Genomic DNA, 17,843 nt, shown 5'->3' with positions numbered 1-17,843 from the left:
GTCATTGTCTCAAATCATAAATCACTTTTACCGATAAGAACTACACGTGTAATTCACACTGTGCTTCATTTTTATGTATCGACCTGTGCGATCGCCCTAAAAACACAGTGAATGATTTTAAGAAACAGTACAGTGAGTGCTCAAAAACTCAAGAAATACCTGCACCCGAGGAGATAAATTACGACGGTGGGTGAAAACAGCCTGGGTTGCTAATCCCGGTGGCAGCTGTTCAAAAAAGAGCGACACTAACTGTCCGGTTTTTAACTCTTCTTTTACATGGAAACTCAGCATACGGACAATGCCAAGGTCGCTTAATGCTGCATTTTTCAGAGATTCACCACTGTCAGAATTAAAGGAACTCCGGACGGGAATTATTTGCCAAACACCATCAATGAGAAATTCCCAGGGAAGGGGTTGCCCGTTAAAGAGATAGCGCATGCAGTTATGTTGCACCAGGTCCTTTGGTGTGGCGGGGTTGCCGTACTTTTGTAAATAGCCAGGGGACGCACATAAAATAAACTGCGCATAGCCCAGGTGTCTGCGAATGAGGCTAGAGTCTTCCAGGTCCCCCAGTCGAATCGCCACATCAATGCCCTCAGCCACTAAATCCACCAGTCGCTCAGTTAATTGTAAATTCACCTGAATTTCTGGATATTCTTTCAAGAAGATAGGCAGTCGCTGCATTAAAAACCGTTGCCCAAAATCGAGGGATGCACTAACCGTTAGTTTGCCTCGGGGGCGACCGCCCGAGATAACGCTGTCGTTAGCATCCTCCAGTTCCTGTAGCAGTCGTGCTACCCGATCGTAGTAAGTCGTTCCCTCGGCGGTCAGACTTAGTGATCGGGTAGTGCGCTGCAATAGTCGTATACCTAACCGATCTTCTAGCTTGGCCACCCGCTTACTAATGGCGGAAGGGGTCGTGCCTAACGAACGCGCAGCGGCACTAAAGCTTCCCACATCAACACTTTCAACAAAGGCGATTAGCTCCGGCAGCTGGTTAAAAACACTTAGCATTTATTCCCCGTGGGCACAGGTGATATGCCTGCCTATGGACTTCTCTTCTAGAAAAGCACAGATTAAGGTGGAAATAATGCTGTGTTAGACCAAAAACAGTTAGTGAGGTTGACAACAATGGGGGACAAAGTCGTAATTGTGACGGCGGCTAGCCGGGGCATTGGTGCCGGTTGTGCCAAAGAGTTGGCAGCCCAGGGGTACAACGTTTCTCTGTTGGCCCGTTCAGCGTCTGTTTTAGATCTGGCAGAATCTCTGCAGGGCATTGGGGTCCAGGGTTCTCTGTCGAGTGCAGCTGATTTGGAAACCCTTGTAAAAAGCACATTGGACCAGTGGGGGCGTATTGATGGGGTAGTTATGAGCTTTGGTGATCCGCCTCGGCCTGATTTGCTGGAGATTTCAGATCAAATGTGGCTTGACCATTTTGAAATGTTATTTCTCAGCGTTGTTCGTCTGGCTCGATTGGTGACAGAGCCCATGCGACGGCAGGGTGGTGGGGCCATGGTGACGATTTCTGCCTGTGACTCCCACGAACCATCATTGGGAACCCCCTTTAGCGGTACCCTGCGGACCGCGATGGAAGGCTTTACCAAGCTGTATGCCAAACGGTATCGGTGCGATCGCATTCGCATCAACTCCATTGCCCCCTTCTTTGTGGCCGATGATATGGCCGAACTAGAAGGCTGGAATGTGCCAGACGACCTGATGTGGGGCCGACCTGCCACCTACCAAGAGCTGGCCAAAGCCGTTGCCTTTTTGCTCTCAGACGATGCCAAGTTTATTTCAGGTACCACCCTCAAAGTAGATGAGGCCTATTCTGCGGCGATTTAACCTCTGAGTTCTATGGCTTTGATGGAACCGTTGCAAGCCATAGATATTGATAGCCGCCTGAAGTCTTTACAGTGGTTTTATTGAAACGCTTTTTACCATGACCTTCCCCATAACAATTCGTCAGAATGCTCTGCGTTCTGAAATAAAGGAGTTTTTCAACTTAGCCGTTCCCCTAATCAGCGCCCAGGTGGCACAATCCGCTACTGGTTTTGCCGACACCATCATGATGGGTCGCATGGGGCCAGATGTCTTAGCAGCCGGGGGATTGGCCGCCATTATCTACATTGTGGTTATGACCGCCTTCACCGGTGTGGTGATGGGGGTCAGTCCTTTGGTAGCCCAAGCCTTTGGGGCTGAACAGAGAGGCAGAATTCAACAGGTATCTCGTCAGGGTCTATGGTTGGCATTACTGGTGGCCATACCAGCCATGGCGTTCACTGGTCATTTGGGTGTTTGGATGCTTCGCAGTGGTCAAGACCCAGTTGTTGTTGAACTGGCCGACACTTATCTCAAGATTATCCTGTGGAGCTTTTTGCCCATGGCAGGGTTTACGGCTCTACGCTCAACAGTGTCTGCCTTGTCCCACGCTAAGCCTATTATGGTCACTATTGTAGTGGGTACCCTGTTCAACATTGTTGCCAACTATATATTGGGGTTTGGAAAATTAGGCTTGCCCGCCATGGGATTGTCAGGTCTAGCCTTAGCCACCATGCTCACCTGGTGGGGAATGTTTATTGCTCTTGCACTGTATGTGCGTCTGCATCCTGCTGTTCGACAGTATCAGATTCTCCATACCTTACACTGGCCTAAACTGCGAGTACTCAAAAAGCTAGTTTGGGTGGGTGTGCCTATTGGCATTTTTTCTGGCTTGGAGTCAGGATTCTTTCTAACCATTATGTTGTTAATGGGTCGCTTGGGAACCGATGCACTGGCAGCTCATCAGGTGGTGCTGCAAACCATTGTGGTGGTATTTATGGTGCCACTAGGGATTTCTTTTGCCACCACAGTTCGCATAGGGCAGTGGTTTGGCAAGCGAGATTTAGCAGGTATGCAACAGGCTACCTGGGTAAGTCTGGGGCTGACGACGGTTTCGATGACCGTTGGGTCGTTAGCATTTTTGTTGTTCCCCAAACAGCTGATTAGCATCTATTTAGATGTGAATAGCCCTGAGAATGCAGGCATTGTGATGTTGGCAATGCCGTTGCTGACGATTGCGGCGATCACGATGGTATTGGATGGTTTGCAAAAGGCTGTGTACGGTGCACTACAGGGGCTGCAAGATACCCGAGTACCGATGGCGCTAAATGTGCTGGGCTTTTGGGGTGTGGGTCTATCGGTGAGCTATGGTCTAGGGTTTCAGCTAGAGCTGGGTAGTCGGGGGCTATGGATTGGGCAGTCGGTTGCGATCGCTGCAGTTGCTGTGCTCTTTAGCTTTCGCCTATACCAGATCTTCGATGGGCTTAAAAATGGCTTAATCCTGCCACCTATCTATTCAGAAAAAATGGAAAACTACTCAACTACTCAACAATCAATCCACTAATACTATCTATCCATCCCACAAATCACCGCACAAATCGTGAGGCCAATAATATCGAGCAGACGATGCTCCACCAGGTACTCAACTCGGGGATCTTCAAGGGCTCTGAAATGCTCAAGCAGGGTAACTGAATTCTCAACTGGGGTAGGCATAGGGCATGAGCTCAGGAGGATGCCCCTTGATATTCCCATTCCGAGTATGCGTTTGCCCTAATCAAGGTCTTGAGGAACTACAAAATGATGTGGATGAATGGATAGAGTATTACAATTGGGAACGCCCCCATTCAGGTCGATATTGTTACGGCAAGACACCAATACAAACCTTTCTCGATAGTGCGCATTTAGCAAACGAAAAACAATTAGATCAATACGGAGAAAAGAGTGTCAAAAATCAAACACAACCTGACACATCTCTAAGTGTCAGATAACCCCCTTCTGTCAGATGAAGTTTGATCTATTACAGTTAAGTGATGTTAGGAGAGCGGTAGCCTGAAATGTCCATAGCTACCGCTTACATTTATCCATGGCTTAGGCTTCTACCGACCAGTACCCCGATGTCTGCCATGGCGTAGTTTTGCTTTTGTGTTTTTCATTTTGATTCAGCAACATGATTTCATTTCTAGGAATCAAGTAGATGCAGTGATTTTTCGGAAGCAAGTGAGACTAAGTTGCGGGTTACTCGATTGAAATTCCGTTTTCCTTGAGTAATTCGTCTCCATACTCAAGCGCAATCATCATTCACAGTGCCAGATTGCTTAAGCTCCTTTTCGTGTTGGGCATCACCATCCAGCATTTTCTTAAGCCAAATAATTTTATCAATGACGCTTTCATCCTCTGTCGCGACCTCGATCAGAATGCTGATATCTCTAACAGCAAGAAACGCACAATCCCCGCACCCTCAAAGCCTTTAGCTGCAAGCATTTCAGTACCCCTCTTCAAAAAGCGAGCGGTAACCGAATCTACAGCTACCGCTCAAAGCGCGTATTGATGTGGTTACTGACTGCTTCCCCTATGGCGGGTGAAGCCTGATTTTCGATTCGTGATTTTCATTTTGATTCAGTGACATGTCTTGATTTCCAGGTATGTAGTAGATGCAATGATTTTTATTGGATTGGAATCCCATGTTTCTCAAAGAGCACGTGGCGATGTTCGAGCGCTCGCATTTGACTATGGGACGCTGCTAACAGTTCTGATACCTGCGCGAGTGCTGAGTACCTATCAGCGACATCCCACAGCCTGCATTTTGGATTTAGCCACTTCCCATTTCGTAGGGAGCTTTATTGAAGGGGATTCCTTAATGATTTGACTTTCAAAATCATCCTCAGCTAGCTCATCAATGAGTGCATCATGCTCGCTTAAATAGCTGTCAGTTACCTGGGTGTAGGCTTCCAAGTTGGGATAGTGCAGGATAAAGGGCGCTTCATCCGGGAACGTGATTCGTGCCTTACCTTTAGCCAGTAGCTTGATATGCACCTCCCCTTCATCCCGCATCTTGCGGGTACCGGTTGCACCCCCACGGGCCGTATTGGTGTCCCCATGGGCAACGCTGATCGATTGGTAGCCCGCTTTTCTAAAGTCGCTAAGGGAGGCTTTGGTGAATGCCTTACCTTTAGTGATGTGCTCAGCCCAATTGGTTAGCTCCTCACAGACGATGGTGACGATTTTGGGTTGATAGTTAGGAACCGTCGCATACATCTGGTAGCGGGTTTGGATATCCTCCAAGCACTCCTGAATGAATTCATCTATCTCCTGATAGGCCATGCCTTTACCGATCACCTCGCAGCCCTTCCAGGCTCCGTATCGGTAATGCGGATCGAGTACGATTTTGCGGTTGGTGATCAGGCTGAGCAGGTAATTAATAGTCATTGTTTTACCCGTGCCCTGTCTGCCAACGATCAAATGGATTCTTTAGGTGTTACGGTTCGATCTTTTTCAACTTCGTGGGCCAGGATACCCTGCTGTGAGTAGATAGAGTTTTCCAGTGCTTCTCTGATCCCAGCAAGGGGAGTATCGCGCCAAATCCAACGGGGATTACAGCCAGTTTATTCAAACTGTGGGGGTAGCTCCTGCGGGGATACTGTACCTGGTCGGCTAGGCACTGGCACCCTAATTGCGCCTCCATTATTCCCGGCAGCATCAGCACTGCCAGCAGCATTAGCTCCGTCACCATTACCAGCTGCTGCATCCCCTGTATTCACAACAATTGTGGGACTCTCTGGTGTCGGATCATAGGTGGTAATCGTAATCGAACGGGTGAGCTGTTCTCCAGCCCCATTAATCACCTGCAAAGAGACGAGCGTTTCACCCGGTTCTGGACTAAGGGGTAAAGGTAAAACACCTTCTACGGGGACATTTCCAGGGGCTGGCATCAGCATCACTTGAGTACCCGGATTATCTTCTACGGTCCAAGCTAGTTCCAAATTTACTAAAGGCTGTCCCTCATCAACAGGGACCAAATAGTTAGGCTGAGCCGGTTCTCCATTGAGCGTGAACGTCAACAAACGGGGGGGGCGCGGCTGAATGTGTGTGGGTTCACTGGTCAATGAAATAGGTTTTTCAGGCAACTCTCCTTTAGGAATGGCGATTAAATCGAACGTGTATATACCCGCCTGACGCAGACTTGTGGGGACATTACGACAAATTAACTGGGTGTCTAATAGGCAGAAATCAGTGAGTTCTTTGGGTATCCCAGCCTGAAAATCGAATGAAAACACTGGTGTAGCGACAGCTCCTTCTGCATCTCGTCCAACCAGGTGTAGCGTCTCTAATTGTTCTGGATGATCTACCTTCCAGTTGACTCTGGCAACATGGGGATCTTTTTCTGGCAGAGATGGAACAAACGCTATGGGAAGATCTGTCATTTGTGCTCTTTTCCCATCCGTAGCCTGGGCCTTCTTCGCAGCGTTTGTCTGGGTCTCCTTAGATTTTGTCTTTGGCTGTGGCGGTGCTTCAGCATAAGAAGCGAAGGTCGGGACCAGTTCTAGAATGGCCGGTAGCGGTGCAGGGGTAATTGTCACAGGCAGTGCTGTTGCTGTTGCTGGTGTAGCATTACGACCTGGCTTAGGAATCAATGAAAGGGTAAACGTATACTCGCCTGCTCGTGTGGCATCAGTGCGAATATTACGGCAAGTCAGCTGGTTTGGTCGCTGCACACATAGAGGCTCTAAAGTGGCAGGCAACCCCTGGGTAAAGTCAAACTTTAAAGGACCACTCAACAGCTTACCTTCAGCCGATAGGCCAACGATTTCTAGATGCTGTATCCGCCTTGGGTTGGCAATGTCAAACCCAAGATGTACTGTGTCTCCTTGGGCGGCACTGTAGGCTGTATCCTCGGTTGAAAATCGTAAAATGTTGGTGGGTGCAGGGGGGCGAATAAAAAAATACCAGGCTAACCATATTAGCCCGATAAATGAGCCTAGCAACAATAAAATAACTGGCAAAATTTGCCACCAGGGGCGCGCTTCCCACATTAAAAGCCCCTGCATGGGCATGTCGAGGAGTGGCTTTTTCTCTGGGTCAGTTGTTGTAACTTCAAAGTTGATTACTCGCCCACCCCCAAACAGTGGTCGCTGCCAGGGATTTTTAGGTTGAACAGAAATCTGGCTGAGTAAGGTTTGTTGCGGAGCTAGGGTCAGTGATGGAGGCCGAATCTGATAGTCACAAAGATCAGCGTCTTCCAGCCCTAAAATTTTGAACTCCAGGGTTCTGGGGGTATTTCCCTGATTACTGGCTTGAATACTATATAAACCTGGCTGTCGCTGTACCCGACTCACCAGGGTGCGAAAGCGAGTATCCAGCTGATAAACCGGATCAATGGTGATGTATAGAACATCTAGCAGCTTGAGTTGTGGATTATTCTCAGATTTAAGCTGTAGCGTAGCCAGCATGGTTGCTGCCAGGGCATTGGATGGTGGCGTAATGGTCAATAAAATAACGCCCTCCATACCTGGGTTCAAATCCAGATAGGGTTCTGTTATGGCCAAACCTGGCGCTTGGAATCCCTGGGGATAATTAATGGTTACCCAATCTTCAGCTAAATCAGTGCACTGTAGCCGAAACCGATCCACTCGGTCCGCTCTGTTATAAACATATATTTGAAACTGAAGCGGATTGCCTGGCAGTGTTTTAACTGGCTTATTGGTGGTGGTAACTGGCTCTACGGCAAACGTCGGATCATTTACTCTGACGGTTGTATGGGTCGGTGGCAACACCTGCAAGACTTGTTCGTATCGCTGGGGCGGACTATCAGGATAATGGTTAGGGGCGTCTACGATCAATCGATAGCGATAGGCTCCCGATAAAGCTGACGCTGGCACATCAAACCCAAAGGTGACTTCTTCCCCTTGACCAGGATCCAACGCCAGACGGGTTTGTGTCGTAGAGCACCAGTTATGAATGGCCGTTGGTAATTCGTCTAGGTAGACATCAATAATGGCACTCTGGTTTCCCTTGTTGTTAATGGTCACCCCAATTTCTAAACGCTCGCCCGGTAGCACAGAGTCTTCTCCAGAAGAGGAGAGGATAATCCCAATGGGCTGAGATAGGGCAATCTCAGACGGTTCCATAGCTATCTCGGGTAGCGATCGCATGGGTAGGGAAAAATGAGTCATTGCGACGTATCCTTATGGGCAGATTTTATTGTTGGCCTTAGTGCGATGCAGCTTGACACGATGGTTATCACTGCCGCTGACCACTAGCAGGGTTTTATCTTGTTGCAAAATGTCAACACTGTTAACGGGTTTACTAAAGTGGGCTATTTTCTTCTGTTCCATCACCTGCCCTGCCGTATTCAGAAACCAGAGCATGACACGACCATCGTCACCACCGCTAGCCAGGTAACAGGCATTTTTACTCAGGGCTACGGTATTTACAGGTTTACCTTTATGGCCATCCATCCATTGGTCGCTTACTTTGCAAGCGGTAACACTATGGAGACATTTATCCAAATCCCATAGGGTAATGCGCCCCTGATTATCTGCAACCGCTAAGCGAGTTGAAGTAGCATCTGCTGTATCTACGCTAGAGATATAGTGATTGGGTTCCCCAGCAGGGTACTTCAGGAAGTGTTGCTGATCCGTTTCTAGATTCCATAAAACCAGGTGGTTAAAGCGTCCGCCAACAGCCAGCCAGTGGGACTGTTGATTATGTTGCTGGTTAGTGTAATCAATCGGTGCTATCGCTTGAATAGCAAAGTCAAAGTGGTGCTCCTGTTCTGGAACAGTGCCCTGACCCAGGTGAGATAAATCATCCATGGCCCAGCGCAGTACTAGCCCGCTACCGTGGGCACTAAAAAGACTTTGGGAATCATAGCTAAATTGCAGGTCAAAGACTCGATCATCCTTATGAAATACCAAAGTTTTAGGAGACTTCTGGGATAAAAAATCCCATAGTTGAATTTCTCCATTTTCTAAACCAGCTGCTAACAAATCATTATTGCGGGGACGATAACGAACGACACGCACAGACTTATTCGTATCTGTAAGCTTTGCTACATCTTGCAGACGCGGCGAGACTTGCCAACGATATAGAGTATGATCGTCTGCCCCACTAATCACGGCATTCGCCTGACCGTCGAACTGTACACTATTCACAGAGCCGCGATGACCACTGGGCCAATAGACAGCCATAATGGCCATAATACTCAGGCTAAAGAAACCTAGACACTGTAACCAGAAGGGAATTTTGGGGGTGGCTACCAGTTCAACGGTCTGAGTCGATGGTCGTATTTCTGTTTGATGTAGCTGGGGGCGTAGCTGAAACTGTTGCCGTCGTTGCCAGCCCCACCAGGGGGATTTTGGCGAAAGGGTTAAACTCATCTGGGCCAGATCATCCACTTTGAGATCAACCTGTGCTGGCGTCAGCTGAAGTAAATGCGATGTCGTTGATGCAGGTATGGGTGGGCGGCGATGTAACATCGCCCAAATTTTCTGGTGCCAGGGAATATCAACTCGATTTAGGGTGATGGCAACAGATTGATGGACATTACTTTTGTTATTGAGGACCAGGGCATAGCGATGCGACGCAGCATTTACTCTCTCCTCCGATGGTGATTTTGAGCATTCAGACTGCTCAAGTTCATAAACAAATTCAACCCAGCCCGTTGGCAACACTGTGAGGATACCTTTTTGTCTGACAATCGGTGCCTCGGCCTGGTTTACTTCAATGCTAAATGGATAGGGTTTTGCCTCACTAGTCGATGGTAGCTGGCAGATAAATACCCCATGGGCACTTCCCTGGGGGGCCACTTGTAAACGCCGCTCGTGACCGTCGGTAAGCCATGCTTTGGGCAAACCTTTGAGGGTAACCCGCGTATGTGCGGTGTTACGATTAGGATTAAACAGCTGTAAAGGGATCTCAATCAAATCTCCTGGAACAGCCTGAAATTCAGTTTTGGGGACGCTAAGGGAGGACGGTAATACACCAGATCCGGCAACAACAAGGTTGACTAGCTGGCGGTCTTCTTCCCCCAACTCCAGACAGGTCACATTGACATTGAGATTCATTTTGCCAGTGAAACCACCGGGGATCGGGGGAGTTTCTAGAATGCTCACCACAAAATTGACTTGATCCCCCGCCGGAATCTTTGCCGAGATGTCTGGAGTGAGCCGATACCAATCTGGTGTAGTCTGGCGAGCTAGCCCCGAAGCTGACAGTTCTAAGGCAAAGGTGGCAAACCGATCGCTAAGATTATTGACCATGACTTCAAATTGGTCATTACCCATGCCTAAATGGACTGTATGGGTAGAAAGCTGGGTCAGAATTTGTTTGGCCATGGTCAGGCAATAGGGTCAGGCAATGGGGTCAGGCAATCGGATTAGTTGAGAATTGGTCAAGGCATCAGGAAACTGAGGTTGGGCAATGCCCCCTTATGATGGCGGCGGCGCTAACCACTGATACATACACCGCCGCCGTGCTGCAAAATTCAACACGTTAACCCCCAATTCCTGAGCGCTGCGAATCTCTTCGCGGGAGAGATTCAGGTCTTCGCTAAGGCTCCAAGCCTGAGGCAACGGCCCCACCAGCAGTAACAACCCACCCCAACCGTGGAGATCAATGGGCTGACCATGGATCGTGGGCCACTGACTAAAGCTAAAGGGGTGCGATCGCACTTCTCTGCCTACAGATTTAAGACTTAATCCCTCTGCGTTTAGAAAAGCCAGCAATGGCTCAGTTAGTTTTGCCACAGCTTCAGCAATGCAACCTTGAACGTTATGTAGTTCCTGCTCTGCCGAGGTGTATAGCGATGACGTTAAGCCTTGAGGCTTGGCGAAGAGGGCTTGATTGAGCTCAGCTTCAACCCGATAGAGTTCACCCAGTTGGTCGGCTGCAGCTCCAACCAAAATTACACCCCCTTGCTGAAGATACTGAGCAACCTGCCGCTGATCGGGGCGAGTCAGCTCACAAAAATCTTCATAGGCAAGATAGGTTAAATCACTCTCCAATACTTGCGCTGTCACCTGTCCCTGCAATGCTGGATATAGGCCTGGCAAGGCGGCAAATAGGTCTTCGAACTGAGCAATAATTGAGCTATGGTAAGACCAGGCTGCAACGCTGGCCATTCGCTGGGGGCGAGGCTGCACCCACTGACGATAGCGTAAGTCAAGCTGGTTGAGCGCAGGAGAAAAGACATCCTCAGGAGGTGAGATCGCAACGTCCCCCACGCCTAATCGCACTCGACAAAGTTCTACCTCATCACTCTCTGCCGGGACATCTTTTTCAATAATCTGAAATGCTTCTTGAACAATCTCAGATTGAGAGGACCGTTCTGAATGTTTCAGCACAATATAAATTGTCGTCTCAGCAATGGGCTGGGCTGAGAGATAACAGCTTTCTAAATTAGAAACCACAATGGGATTGCCTTTAGCGTCGATGGCTAATCCCGGCTGGATAGTTAACCAGCGGGGCTGTCGATATTTACTCGGTGCGACTTCGGGAATGGGACCCACACTCACTCCTAAGCCGCTAACAATACCACCCCGATGGAGAGCTTCATAATGAATAGTTTGTCGTTGTTGGTGATAGCTGTGGGCGATTTGCCAATGGTTGGCGGTGATCAGCATGCCGTCGTTGACTTGGATGCGCTGGAGGGGGCTGGGATTCATTATGCCGTCGTTGACTTGGATACGCCGGAGGGGGGTGGGGTTCATGGGGGGTATTGGTATTGGTTATTGGGGTTCGATGGCAAGGTCGTAGCTACAGAAGGCGGGTTTTTCTTGTTCGATGATGGTGCGAATCAGGGTCTCATCGAGGGGATAATCCCTGGGAGGGCGTAGCTGCACGTTGAAGTGATAGGGAAGATTACCTCTGAGGATGGTGGATTCTCCTAGAATAGTTTGACCCAACACGTAGCCCTGGCTAAAGTTTTCGTGGATGCCAATGGACCGTTGGGATTCATCGGATACATGGTCGTCTAAGGGGAGACCACTGGCCAGATGGAGATAAAATCGCAAACCGCGTCGGGTGCCACGCCATCGATAAATCTCCATGGCATAGCGGATCAAGGCACGCTGTTGGGCTAAACTGAGCGGTCCTTGAAATGACCAGCCCACCCAGTGTGCCAGAAACGGCAGCATGGCCTGGGGGGCTGTGAGCGGATCAAGGTAGGCCCATTGGTGATCGAGAATATCAACGGTGGGCTCAAAGGTGGTTTCAAAGATTTTTAGAAATCGACCAACAAAATCAACATTGCGATAGATGTCGGGGAGAAAGTCGAGATACAGGCTTGGCGGCCTGACCAACACTTGGAAAGGGCTAATTTGTTCCTGACTGTCACCTCGGGAGGTGATGGCGGTAACGGTTAGTTGGCCAGTGTAATCTAGTTTCAGGGGCAGTTGCTCAGGGGCGAGGGGCTGTTCAAAGAAATCGGCTGCGATCGCAAAATACAGAACAACTTCCATCTGGTGATGGCCAGGTAAACTAGAGCCTTCTGTGCGCAGTTGCCACCAGCTAGAGGGCATATCTCCAGTGACCGAGAAGTTAAGTTGGATCGACTCACTAGAGTGGTTTTTGATCCGCACCACTAATTCACTAAACTCCCCTGGCCGTAGACACAGTTTACTGATTAACGACTGCGGCATTACCGCTTGTCGAGAGAATACGGTAGCTGAGTCTATAACCGCTTCAGGCACCTGGAGAGGCAATAGCTCAAGACTCATCATTTGTCCCGTTTGTACCTGTGACATCGGCCTCTCCCTAATTAATCAGACTAATGGTGTGGCCCGAACGTAGCTGAGTATCTGCCCAGGAACAGACCAGGCCTAATGGTCCTGGTTTAACAACGTTATCAGGGGCTAACTGACGCACCCAGCCATTGTCTTGACGTCGTAATTCATACAGCATGACGGCCCCGAGATAACGTACTCCAGTTATCCCCTGCAACAATGTGATAATGTCTGACGGATGCACCGCTGTACCAAAAGGCCAACCATGACCGTTACGGCCTCCAACAAGGGGATTTAAGAACCGATAGAGGGCGACTTGCAGATCATGGAGAATCACCTGCTGAGCTTCAGGGGCACCATAGGCTGCATCAATGGCAACTTCTGTTTTGACAGTCACGCCCACATACTCAGGGGACTGTAGCTTCACCTGGATACCTAAAGGACGGCGCTCATCTAGATACTGGGTAACCTGTTGGGTCAGCTGAGGCGTAAGGTCAAAGGACTCCGGAGAGATCCCCATGGCAGTATCAATGGTGGCGGTGTTGGCTTGGGGCACTAACATCACATTCACCACCCCCGGCTGGCTGTTAATCTGTTGAGGACAAATACTGCGGGCTACAGCCCCTTGACTGGCCTCAATGGCCAAGGTTTCAAAATCTTCTGGAGTGACGGCTCGGTCTCGGGTACGCAACAGTCGCGGCACTCGTAGTACGGCATCATCTAATGATTCAGCATCGGCTCCATGGTAAGCGGCCCCATGGTTGATCACTGAGGCCACATAGGGGACAGCTGATTTAATCACCCGTAATGTATGGGGTTGCACGTTACCCCGCTGTCCACCCCCAGTGCGATAGGCACCCATGGTAATCATGGACCCTCTGGGGGGAACGGCGCCATACTGTCGTTCCAGCAGCTGTGGGGGGGTAGTGAGTACGGTGGTGCCGTGGAATTGTTGTTGCGATCGCACGTGTGTCGCCGTTTTTAGCTGACCAGGCTCTCGAATCAGAGGGCCAAACTGCACCATCCCCGTCAGCGAATCGAGGGTGTAATGCCAATCCTCTGGACCAGAGTCAGCAAAATCAGTCACCTCTTGCCAGTCTTGCTGAATACCGCTGGGCAGAATGATCGATAAAAATTCTGTTTCATCACGGGGAAGCACCGGCTGGCTCTGCAATTGAAAGCTTTGGCCTGGCTGCCCGTCACTTTCCCCTAGCAATTCATCCTGCACCAGCAGGCACTGGCTAGCATCAATGGTGCCACCAATGGAACGAGCTGAAACACTCAAGAGACGAGGAGAATTACGATAGGTGGGAACTCCCCTGTCAGGAGTTGTACAAACACAGCGTAGCCAACGGCCCCGATAGCTAGCAAAGTCGGTCACTGGAAATTGTTGAGGCAGGTGCAGCACCACCTCTCCCTGCTGAATATCGCTGGTGCTACCCGTATTGTAAAAACTAAACCCACAGGTCTCGTCATCGCTTTCTTGCATGAGAACTGGCACCCAGGTTTGACCATCCCAGGCTTGCCATTGGCGGGGTGGTGTCTCAGGACGAATACCAGTGGGCGTTGCCGTTTCACCCGTAAAGTGTAGGGCGATCACATTGCCTTCAAGGGACTGGGCTGGATCAAGCACTAGATAAAAGCTGTTACCAGGTTGAGGGGTGGGATTAAAAATAGTCTGTTCACAACCGGTCCAATCACCACTGGTATTACGACTCCAACGGGTAGAGAGCCGATCTTGTAAAACGTTAGGAATACGCTCAGCCGTATCTGCTGTCAACAGATGATTAATCAAGGGAAGACCAATGATTAGTGGCCGATCAGTACTAAAAATAATGGCCTCTTCTGTTTCAGTACGCTCAGTTGCCACCTCTACTGCCACAGGAATTTGGTAAGGCTCTGGCAAACTTGCAGCCAGGTAAAACGTAATGGCGGTATGGGCAGGCGCAGGCGGCTGTAAACGAATACCTAACAACTCTAAAAAAGCTACATAGTTACGACGCGGCACCTGATTAAACCGCATCATCATTTGGTCAGTGAGCCAGCCAAATAGCTCCACCATGGTGATGCCGGGATCACTAGGATTATGATTAGTCCATTCCGGGCAGTAGCGGGGCACACGCAACAGACACTCTTCGACCAGCTCCTTAAACGTGCGGTCGTCTAAATTGGAATTAGGTAGTTTGGGCAGAAAGTCAAATTCCATAGGGCTCGCTACTCATCAGATGGGGTGAGATAAAAGGGGTATACCAAACTCCGTCGATGAGGTGTTTCTCGAATTCGATAATTAACTGTGATGCTGAGACTGGCTGTATCAGGCATCGGTATGGCTGTAACTGCTTCAACCAAGACACGAGGTTCCCACTTTTGGATCGCTGTGCGAGCATAAATCTGGGCCAGCAGTAGAGTGTCATCATTGAGGGGAGCAAACACTAATTCATGGAGGCGAGAGCCAAAATCAGGGCGATAGACTCTCTCGCCTAAACGAGTGCTGAGAATGATGACAATTGATTCTTCAAGATTACGATAGTCATGACTAAATTGAAGTCCCCCCTGAAGCGTTAACCTCATGGGAAATCCCCAACCCTGTCCTAAAATCTCTTTAGTGCTTACCAATATGTTTATTGCTGTCAACTTTTTTTGTTATGTTAACCACCTAAACGTGAGAAAACTTCCGTGATTCTAACGATTCGCACTAGCCAGGTATTCAGAGTACAACAGTAAACACAAATGAATTTTAATTGATTCAATTCCTTTAGCGAGTATTTAAATTATGGCTAGAGAACAAGTAGCTAAGCTTTTTCGCGAAGCTCAAACAAACCCGTCCCTACGCAACTCCCTCAGTGCAGCACCTAGCCCAGAGATATTTGTAGCGATGGCTAACCAAAAGGGCTTTTCGTTTACGATGAAAGAATGGCGAGAGATGACTAATTTCTCGGTGGAAGAATTAGAGTGTGAACTCTCTGAGATTCCTGGAATTTAAAGCATCTGGGTCACACGAGTATTTTGTGGCGTAAGTTTGCCCACTATCAAATTCAAATGTGGATGGGTGGATGCGATCGCTGCCAAGTTTCTGCCATGGGTACTAGCATAGTTGCATAGCTGATCATTTTCTCTGCATTGCCTTAGAAAAGAGGGATTGAAACTCTCTTTTCTAAGGCTTTTCTAGTGTCAAGAAGAAGGCACGGCGGTGTACCCCTATATCCATCCCTTAATTTCTGTATCGGTTAATGGGCGCTCTAACTTTAGATATTCGCGTTTAGCTGCCTGCAGTAGATGTTTCATCATCACAGGCTCATCAGCATCGGCTGCGATAAAGGCGGCACTCAGGGCAATATTCCGGATGTTACCGCCAGCAATGCTCAGTTTTGCTAAACGCTCATAGACTAAGTCTTTAGTGGGAGTATCCGCAGGAAATACACGACGCCAAATCTCAGCTCGCTGTTTGGCGTCGGGGAAAGGAAATTGAACAACAAACCGTAAACGACGGAGAAATGCCTGATCGATGGAGTTCTTCAGGTTGGTGGTTAAAATGGCCAACCCCCGATAAGACTCCATCCGCTGTAGAAGATAACTAATTTCCATGTTGGCATAGCGATCTTTAGAGTCACTGACATCGCTGCGTTTACCAAATAAAGCATCGGCTTCATCAAAGAGTAGAATCACCCCCCCGCCCTCAGCGGCATCAAAAATACGACGCAAATTTTTCTCAGTTTCACCGATATATTTACTCACCACTGTACTTAGATCAATCCGATAAAGATCAAGATTGAGATCCCGTGAGATCACTTCAGCTGCTGTCGTTTTACCCGTACCGCTCGCACCAGAAAATAGAGCACTAATGCCTAATCCACGACCACTTCTGCCACCAAAACCCCAGTCTTCGTAAACGCGAGAGCGCTGGGCCACGTGGGTAGAGAGTTCTTGAATTATCTGTTGTTCTTTTTCGGGTAATACCAGGCTATCCCAGGTGGCACGAGCGTCAATACGCTGGGCTAATTCATCTAAGCGAGGTCGAGCCTGGGTACGACAAAGATTCCATAGGGGCTCAGGGGTATTAACTGTTTGCCCCTGTAGACAAACGGTATGAATGGCACTAGGGCTCAGATTAAACTGAGACACTAGCGAGTTGATAGAGGTCTGCCAAGTCGTTCCGCGATGGCCGAGGCCAGACTGCCACAGTTGACGCTGTTCTGACGATGTGGGGTGGTCTACTTCGAGGGTGAAAAGGGGGCGCTGCCGCTGCCGACGGCGATCTCTACCAGTAATCATCAGGGGGAGATTGGTCGTGTCAATAAAGGTTGCGATCGCACTCCGTCTCTCCGCACTTTCAGTCTCTAAATCCTCACAGTTTAAAAGCACTGCCATGCGACTCAGTCGATATTCACGCTCGCATAATGTTTGCAATGTTTTCAGCTGTTGCCAATCGGTAGGTAACGCCTCAGCAGACAACTCCTGTAGTTCCAGGCTTAAATGCTGACAGGCTTCAGAGGCTACAGTTCTCAAGCTAGAGCTATCACCGCCAATCAATTGAATAACTGACAGGAGACTCCCCGGCAACCTCTGAGTCCAAGTCTGTTCTATCTGGTCAATAAGACGTTGATGGGAAGGCACTAACAAACTGGGCGCATGCACAGCATGCATCAGTGTTTGCAAACGTTGGTCAAGATATTGCACCCCTGTCAGATAGTGTAAAATTCGCTCATCAATCCGTAGAGGGCTCGTAACTAACGCATTGCCGCCACCGATCTCAATCAGCTGGTACCTTCGGAGTGTTGCACTGGGGGTTAACGCTTCCCAGCAGACGTTCTCGAATAGGCTTAAGGCTAATCCAAAGGTAGGATAGGGGCTACCGCTAGCTGTTTGGCACAGGTTGGGCCAATGCCCGTCTAGTTCCATACCTGCGCATAGCAGGAGAATGTTTTGTTCGAAGTTTGTGAGGCTAAGGGAACGGGTTAGTAGTTCTATGGCAAATAGTTGACCATTGTAATTGTTGTCTAATGCAGGTGGGGTGGGGTGGGCTAAAGGAGTTTGTGTTTCGTTTTTTTGTTGTAATTGTTGACGGATCTGAGCGAGTGAATAGCTGAGATATTGCTGATTGGCACTGTGCCAACTTTGGATAGATTTAGACGGTGACAATGCAACAGTCATGGTGTTTGGCTCAGTAAAATTATTAGCAATATCTCACCAATGGCAAGATAGACGAGTATTTAATGTGCTGTTAAGAAATAGTTTGAGATTAAGGCATAACCTTATTAATCGACCTAGCCGTATCCTTTACTAAATCTGAATATTGGCGATAAA

Annotated in this window: 13 protein-coding genes and 1 pseudogene; 4 read left to right on the top strand and 10 right to left on the bottom strand. The window is 48.9% G+C overall.

All coding sequences use genetic code 11. The features are described 5' to 3' along the window. Window positions 1-117: 117 nt before the first annotated feature. Window positions 118-1,014 carry a LysR family transcriptional regulator gene (locus U2F10_RS06000; RefSeq protein ID WP_163671205.1) on the bottom strand — a complete coding sequence of 299 codons (897 nt, stop codon included), beginning with the start codon at window positions 1,012-1,014 and terminating at the stop codon, window positions 118-120. A 117-nt stretch (window positions 1,015-1,131) separates the two neighbouring features. Between U2F10_RS06000 and U2F10_RS05995 the strand changes: the two genes are divergently transcribed. Both U2F10_RS05995 and U2F10_RS05990 read left to right on the top strand, forming a co-directional pair. Continuing rightward, window positions 1,132-1,842, top strand: coding sequence for an SDR family oxidoreductase (locus tag U2F10_RS05995; RefSeq protein WP_163703166.1), 711 nt, complete (start codon window positions 1,132-1,134; stop codon window positions 1,840-1,842). Between the two features lie 97 nt (window positions 1,843-1,939). Further along, window positions 1,940-3,382, top strand: coding sequence for an MATE family efflux transporter (locus U2F10_RS05990; RefSeq protein ID WP_499871293.1), 1,443 nt, complete (start codon window positions 1,940-1,942; stop codon window positions 3,380-3,382). 2 nt (window positions 3,383-3,384) lie between these two features. Here the strand turns inward: U2F10_RS05990 and U2F10_RS05985 are convergent, their stop codons facing one another. Beyond that, entirely contained in the window at window positions 3,385-3,531 is a 147-nt protein-coding gene (locus U2F10_RS05985) for a transposase family protein (protein ID WP_499871291.1), read from the bottom strand. Between the two features lie 68 nt (window positions 3,532-3,599). Between U2F10_RS05985 and U2F10_RS05980 the strand changes: the two are divergent. After that, window positions 3,600-3,806: pseudogene (locus tag U2F10_RS05980) on the top strand (hypothetical protein); the annotation flags it as partial. Window positions 3,807-4,596: 790 nt separating this feature from the next. Here the strand turns inward: U2F10_RS05980 and U2F10_RS05975 are convergent. The 7 genes from U2F10_RS05975 to U2F10_RS05945 all read right to left on the bottom strand — a co-directional run bounded on the left by U2F10_RS05975 (window position 4,597) and on the right by U2F10_RS05945 (window position 15,110). Further along, window positions 4,597-5,244, bottom strand: a complete 648-nt coding sequence (locus tag U2F10_RS05975) for a hypothetical protein (RefSeq protein WP_499871290.1) — start codon at window positions 5,242-5,244, stop codon at window positions 4,597-4,599. 176 nt (window positions 5,245-5,420) lie between these two features. Further along, window positions 5,421-7,988, bottom strand: a complete 2,568-nt coding sequence (locus U2F10_RS05970; protein ID WP_499871288.1) for a COG1470 family protein — start codon at window positions 7,986-7,988, stop codon at window positions 5,421-5,423. A gap of 12 nt (window positions 7,989-8,000) precedes the next feature. Next, window positions 8,001-10,151, bottom strand: a complete 2,151-nt coding sequence (locus U2F10_RS05965) for a WD40 repeat domain-containing protein (protein WP_499871287.1) — start codon at window positions 10,149-10,151, stop codon at window positions 8,001-8,003. Between the two features lie 93 nt (window positions 10,152-10,244). Then, window positions 10,245-11,525 carry a hypothetical protein gene (locus U2F10_RS05960; protein WP_499871285.1) on the bottom strand — a complete coding sequence of 427 codons (1,281 nt, stop codon included), beginning with the start codon at window positions 11,523-11,525 and terminating at the stop codon, window positions 10,245-10,247. 18 nt (window positions 11,526-11,543) lie between these two features. Then, complete coding sequence (locus U2F10_RS05955; protein WP_499871284.1) at window positions 11,544-12,560, bottom strand: phage tail protein; 1,017 nt, start codon at window positions 12,558-12,560, stop codon at window positions 11,544-11,546. A gap of 10 nt (window positions 12,561-12,570) precedes the next feature. After that, complete coding sequence (locus U2F10_RS05950; RefSeq protein ID WP_499871282.1) at window positions 12,571-14,745, bottom strand: putative baseplate assembly protein; 2,175 nt, start codon at window positions 14,743-14,745, stop codon at window positions 12,571-12,573. A gap of 8 nt (window positions 14,746-14,753) precedes the next feature. Further along, window positions 14,754-15,110 (bottom strand): GPW/gp25 family protein, encoded by a 357-nt coding sequence (locus U2F10_RS05945; RefSeq protein ID WP_163671187.1) that lies wholly within the window; start codon window positions 15,108-15,110, stop codon window positions 14,754-14,756. A 202-nt stretch (window positions 15,111-15,312) separates the two neighbouring features. Between U2F10_RS05945 and U2F10_RS05940 the strand changes: the two genes are divergently transcribed. Further along, window positions 15,313-15,522: a Nif11-like leader peptide family natural product precursor gene (locus U2F10_RS05940; protein WP_163671186.1), complete on the top strand. Its 210-nt coding sequence runs from the start codon at window positions 15,313-15,315 to the stop codon at window positions 15,520-15,522. Window positions 15,523-15,737: 215 nt separating this feature from the next. Here the strand turns inward: U2F10_RS05940 and U2F10_RS05935 are convergent, their stop codons facing one another. Then, a complete protein-coding gene (locus U2F10_RS05935) occupies window positions 15,738-17,690 on the bottom strand; it encodes an ATP-binding protein (RefSeq protein WP_499871280.1) in 1,953 nt (650 codons plus the stop codon). Window positions 17,691-17,843: the final 153 nt, after the last annotated feature.

It is taken from the genome of Leptothoe sp. EHU-05/26/07-4 (genome assembly GCF_043421015.1).
Classification (GTDB): domain Bacteria; phylum Cyanobacteriota; class Cyanobacteriia; order Phormidesmidales; family Phormidesmidaceae; genus Leptothoe; species Leptothoe turfae.
This window is presented reverse-complemented; position numbering and strand designations above follow the sequence as displayed.

Excerpts from the sequence above, each read along its gene's own strand:
- U2F10_RS05945 (WP_163671187.1), bottom strand. The coding sequence starts at position 15,110 with ATGAGGTTAACGCTTCAGGGGGGACTTCAATTTAGTCATGACTATCGT.
- U2F10_RS05965 (WP_499871287.1), bottom strand. The coding sequence starts at position 10,151 with ATGGCCAAACAAATTCTGACCCAGCTTTCTACCCATACAGTCCATTTA.
- U2F10_RS05985 (WP_499871291.1), bottom strand. The coding sequence starts at position 3,531 with ATGCCTACCCCAGTTGAGAATTCAGTTACCCTGCTTGAGCATTTCAGA.
- U2F10_RS06000 (WP_163671205.1), bottom strand. The coding sequence starts at position 1,014 with ATGCTAAGTGTTTTTAACCAGCTGCCGGAGCTAATCGCCTTTGTTGAA.
- U2F10_RS05955 (WP_499871284.1), bottom strand. The coding sequence starts at position 12,560 with ATGTCACAGGTACAAACGGGACAAATGATGAGTCTTGAGCTATTGCCT.
- U2F10_RS05970 (WP_499871288.1), bottom strand. The coding sequence starts at position 7,988 with ATGACTCATTTTTCCCTACCCATGCGATCGCTACCCGAGATAGCTATG.
- U2F10_RS05960 (WP_499871285.1), bottom strand. The coding sequence starts at position 11,525 with ATGAACCCCACCCCCCTCCGGCGTATCCAAGTCAACGACGGCATAATG.
- U2F10_RS05950 (WP_499871282.1), bottom strand. The coding sequence starts at position 14,745 with ATGGAATTTGACTTTCTGCCCAAACTACCTAATTCCAATTTAGACGAC.
- U2F10_RS05995 (WP_163703166.1), top strand. The coding sequence starts at position 1,132 with ATGGGGGACAAAGTCGTAATTGTGACGGCGGCTAGCCGGGGCATTGGT.
- U2F10_RS05935 (WP_499871280.1), bottom strand. The coding sequence starts at position 17,690 with ATGACTGTTGCATTGTCACCGTCTAAATCTATCCAAAGTTGGCACAGT.
- U2F10_RS05940 (WP_163671186.1), top strand. The coding sequence starts at position 15,313 with ATGGCTAGAGAACAAGTAGCTAAGCTTTTTCGCGAAGCTCAAACAAAC.
- U2F10_RS05990 (WP_499871293.1), top strand. The coding sequence starts at position 1,940 with ATGACCTTCCCCATAACAATTCGTCAGAATGCTCTGCGTTCTGAAATA.
- U2F10_RS05975 (WP_499871290.1), bottom strand. The coding sequence starts at position 5,244 with ATGACTATTAATTACCTGCTCAGCCTGATCACCAACCGCAAAATCGTA.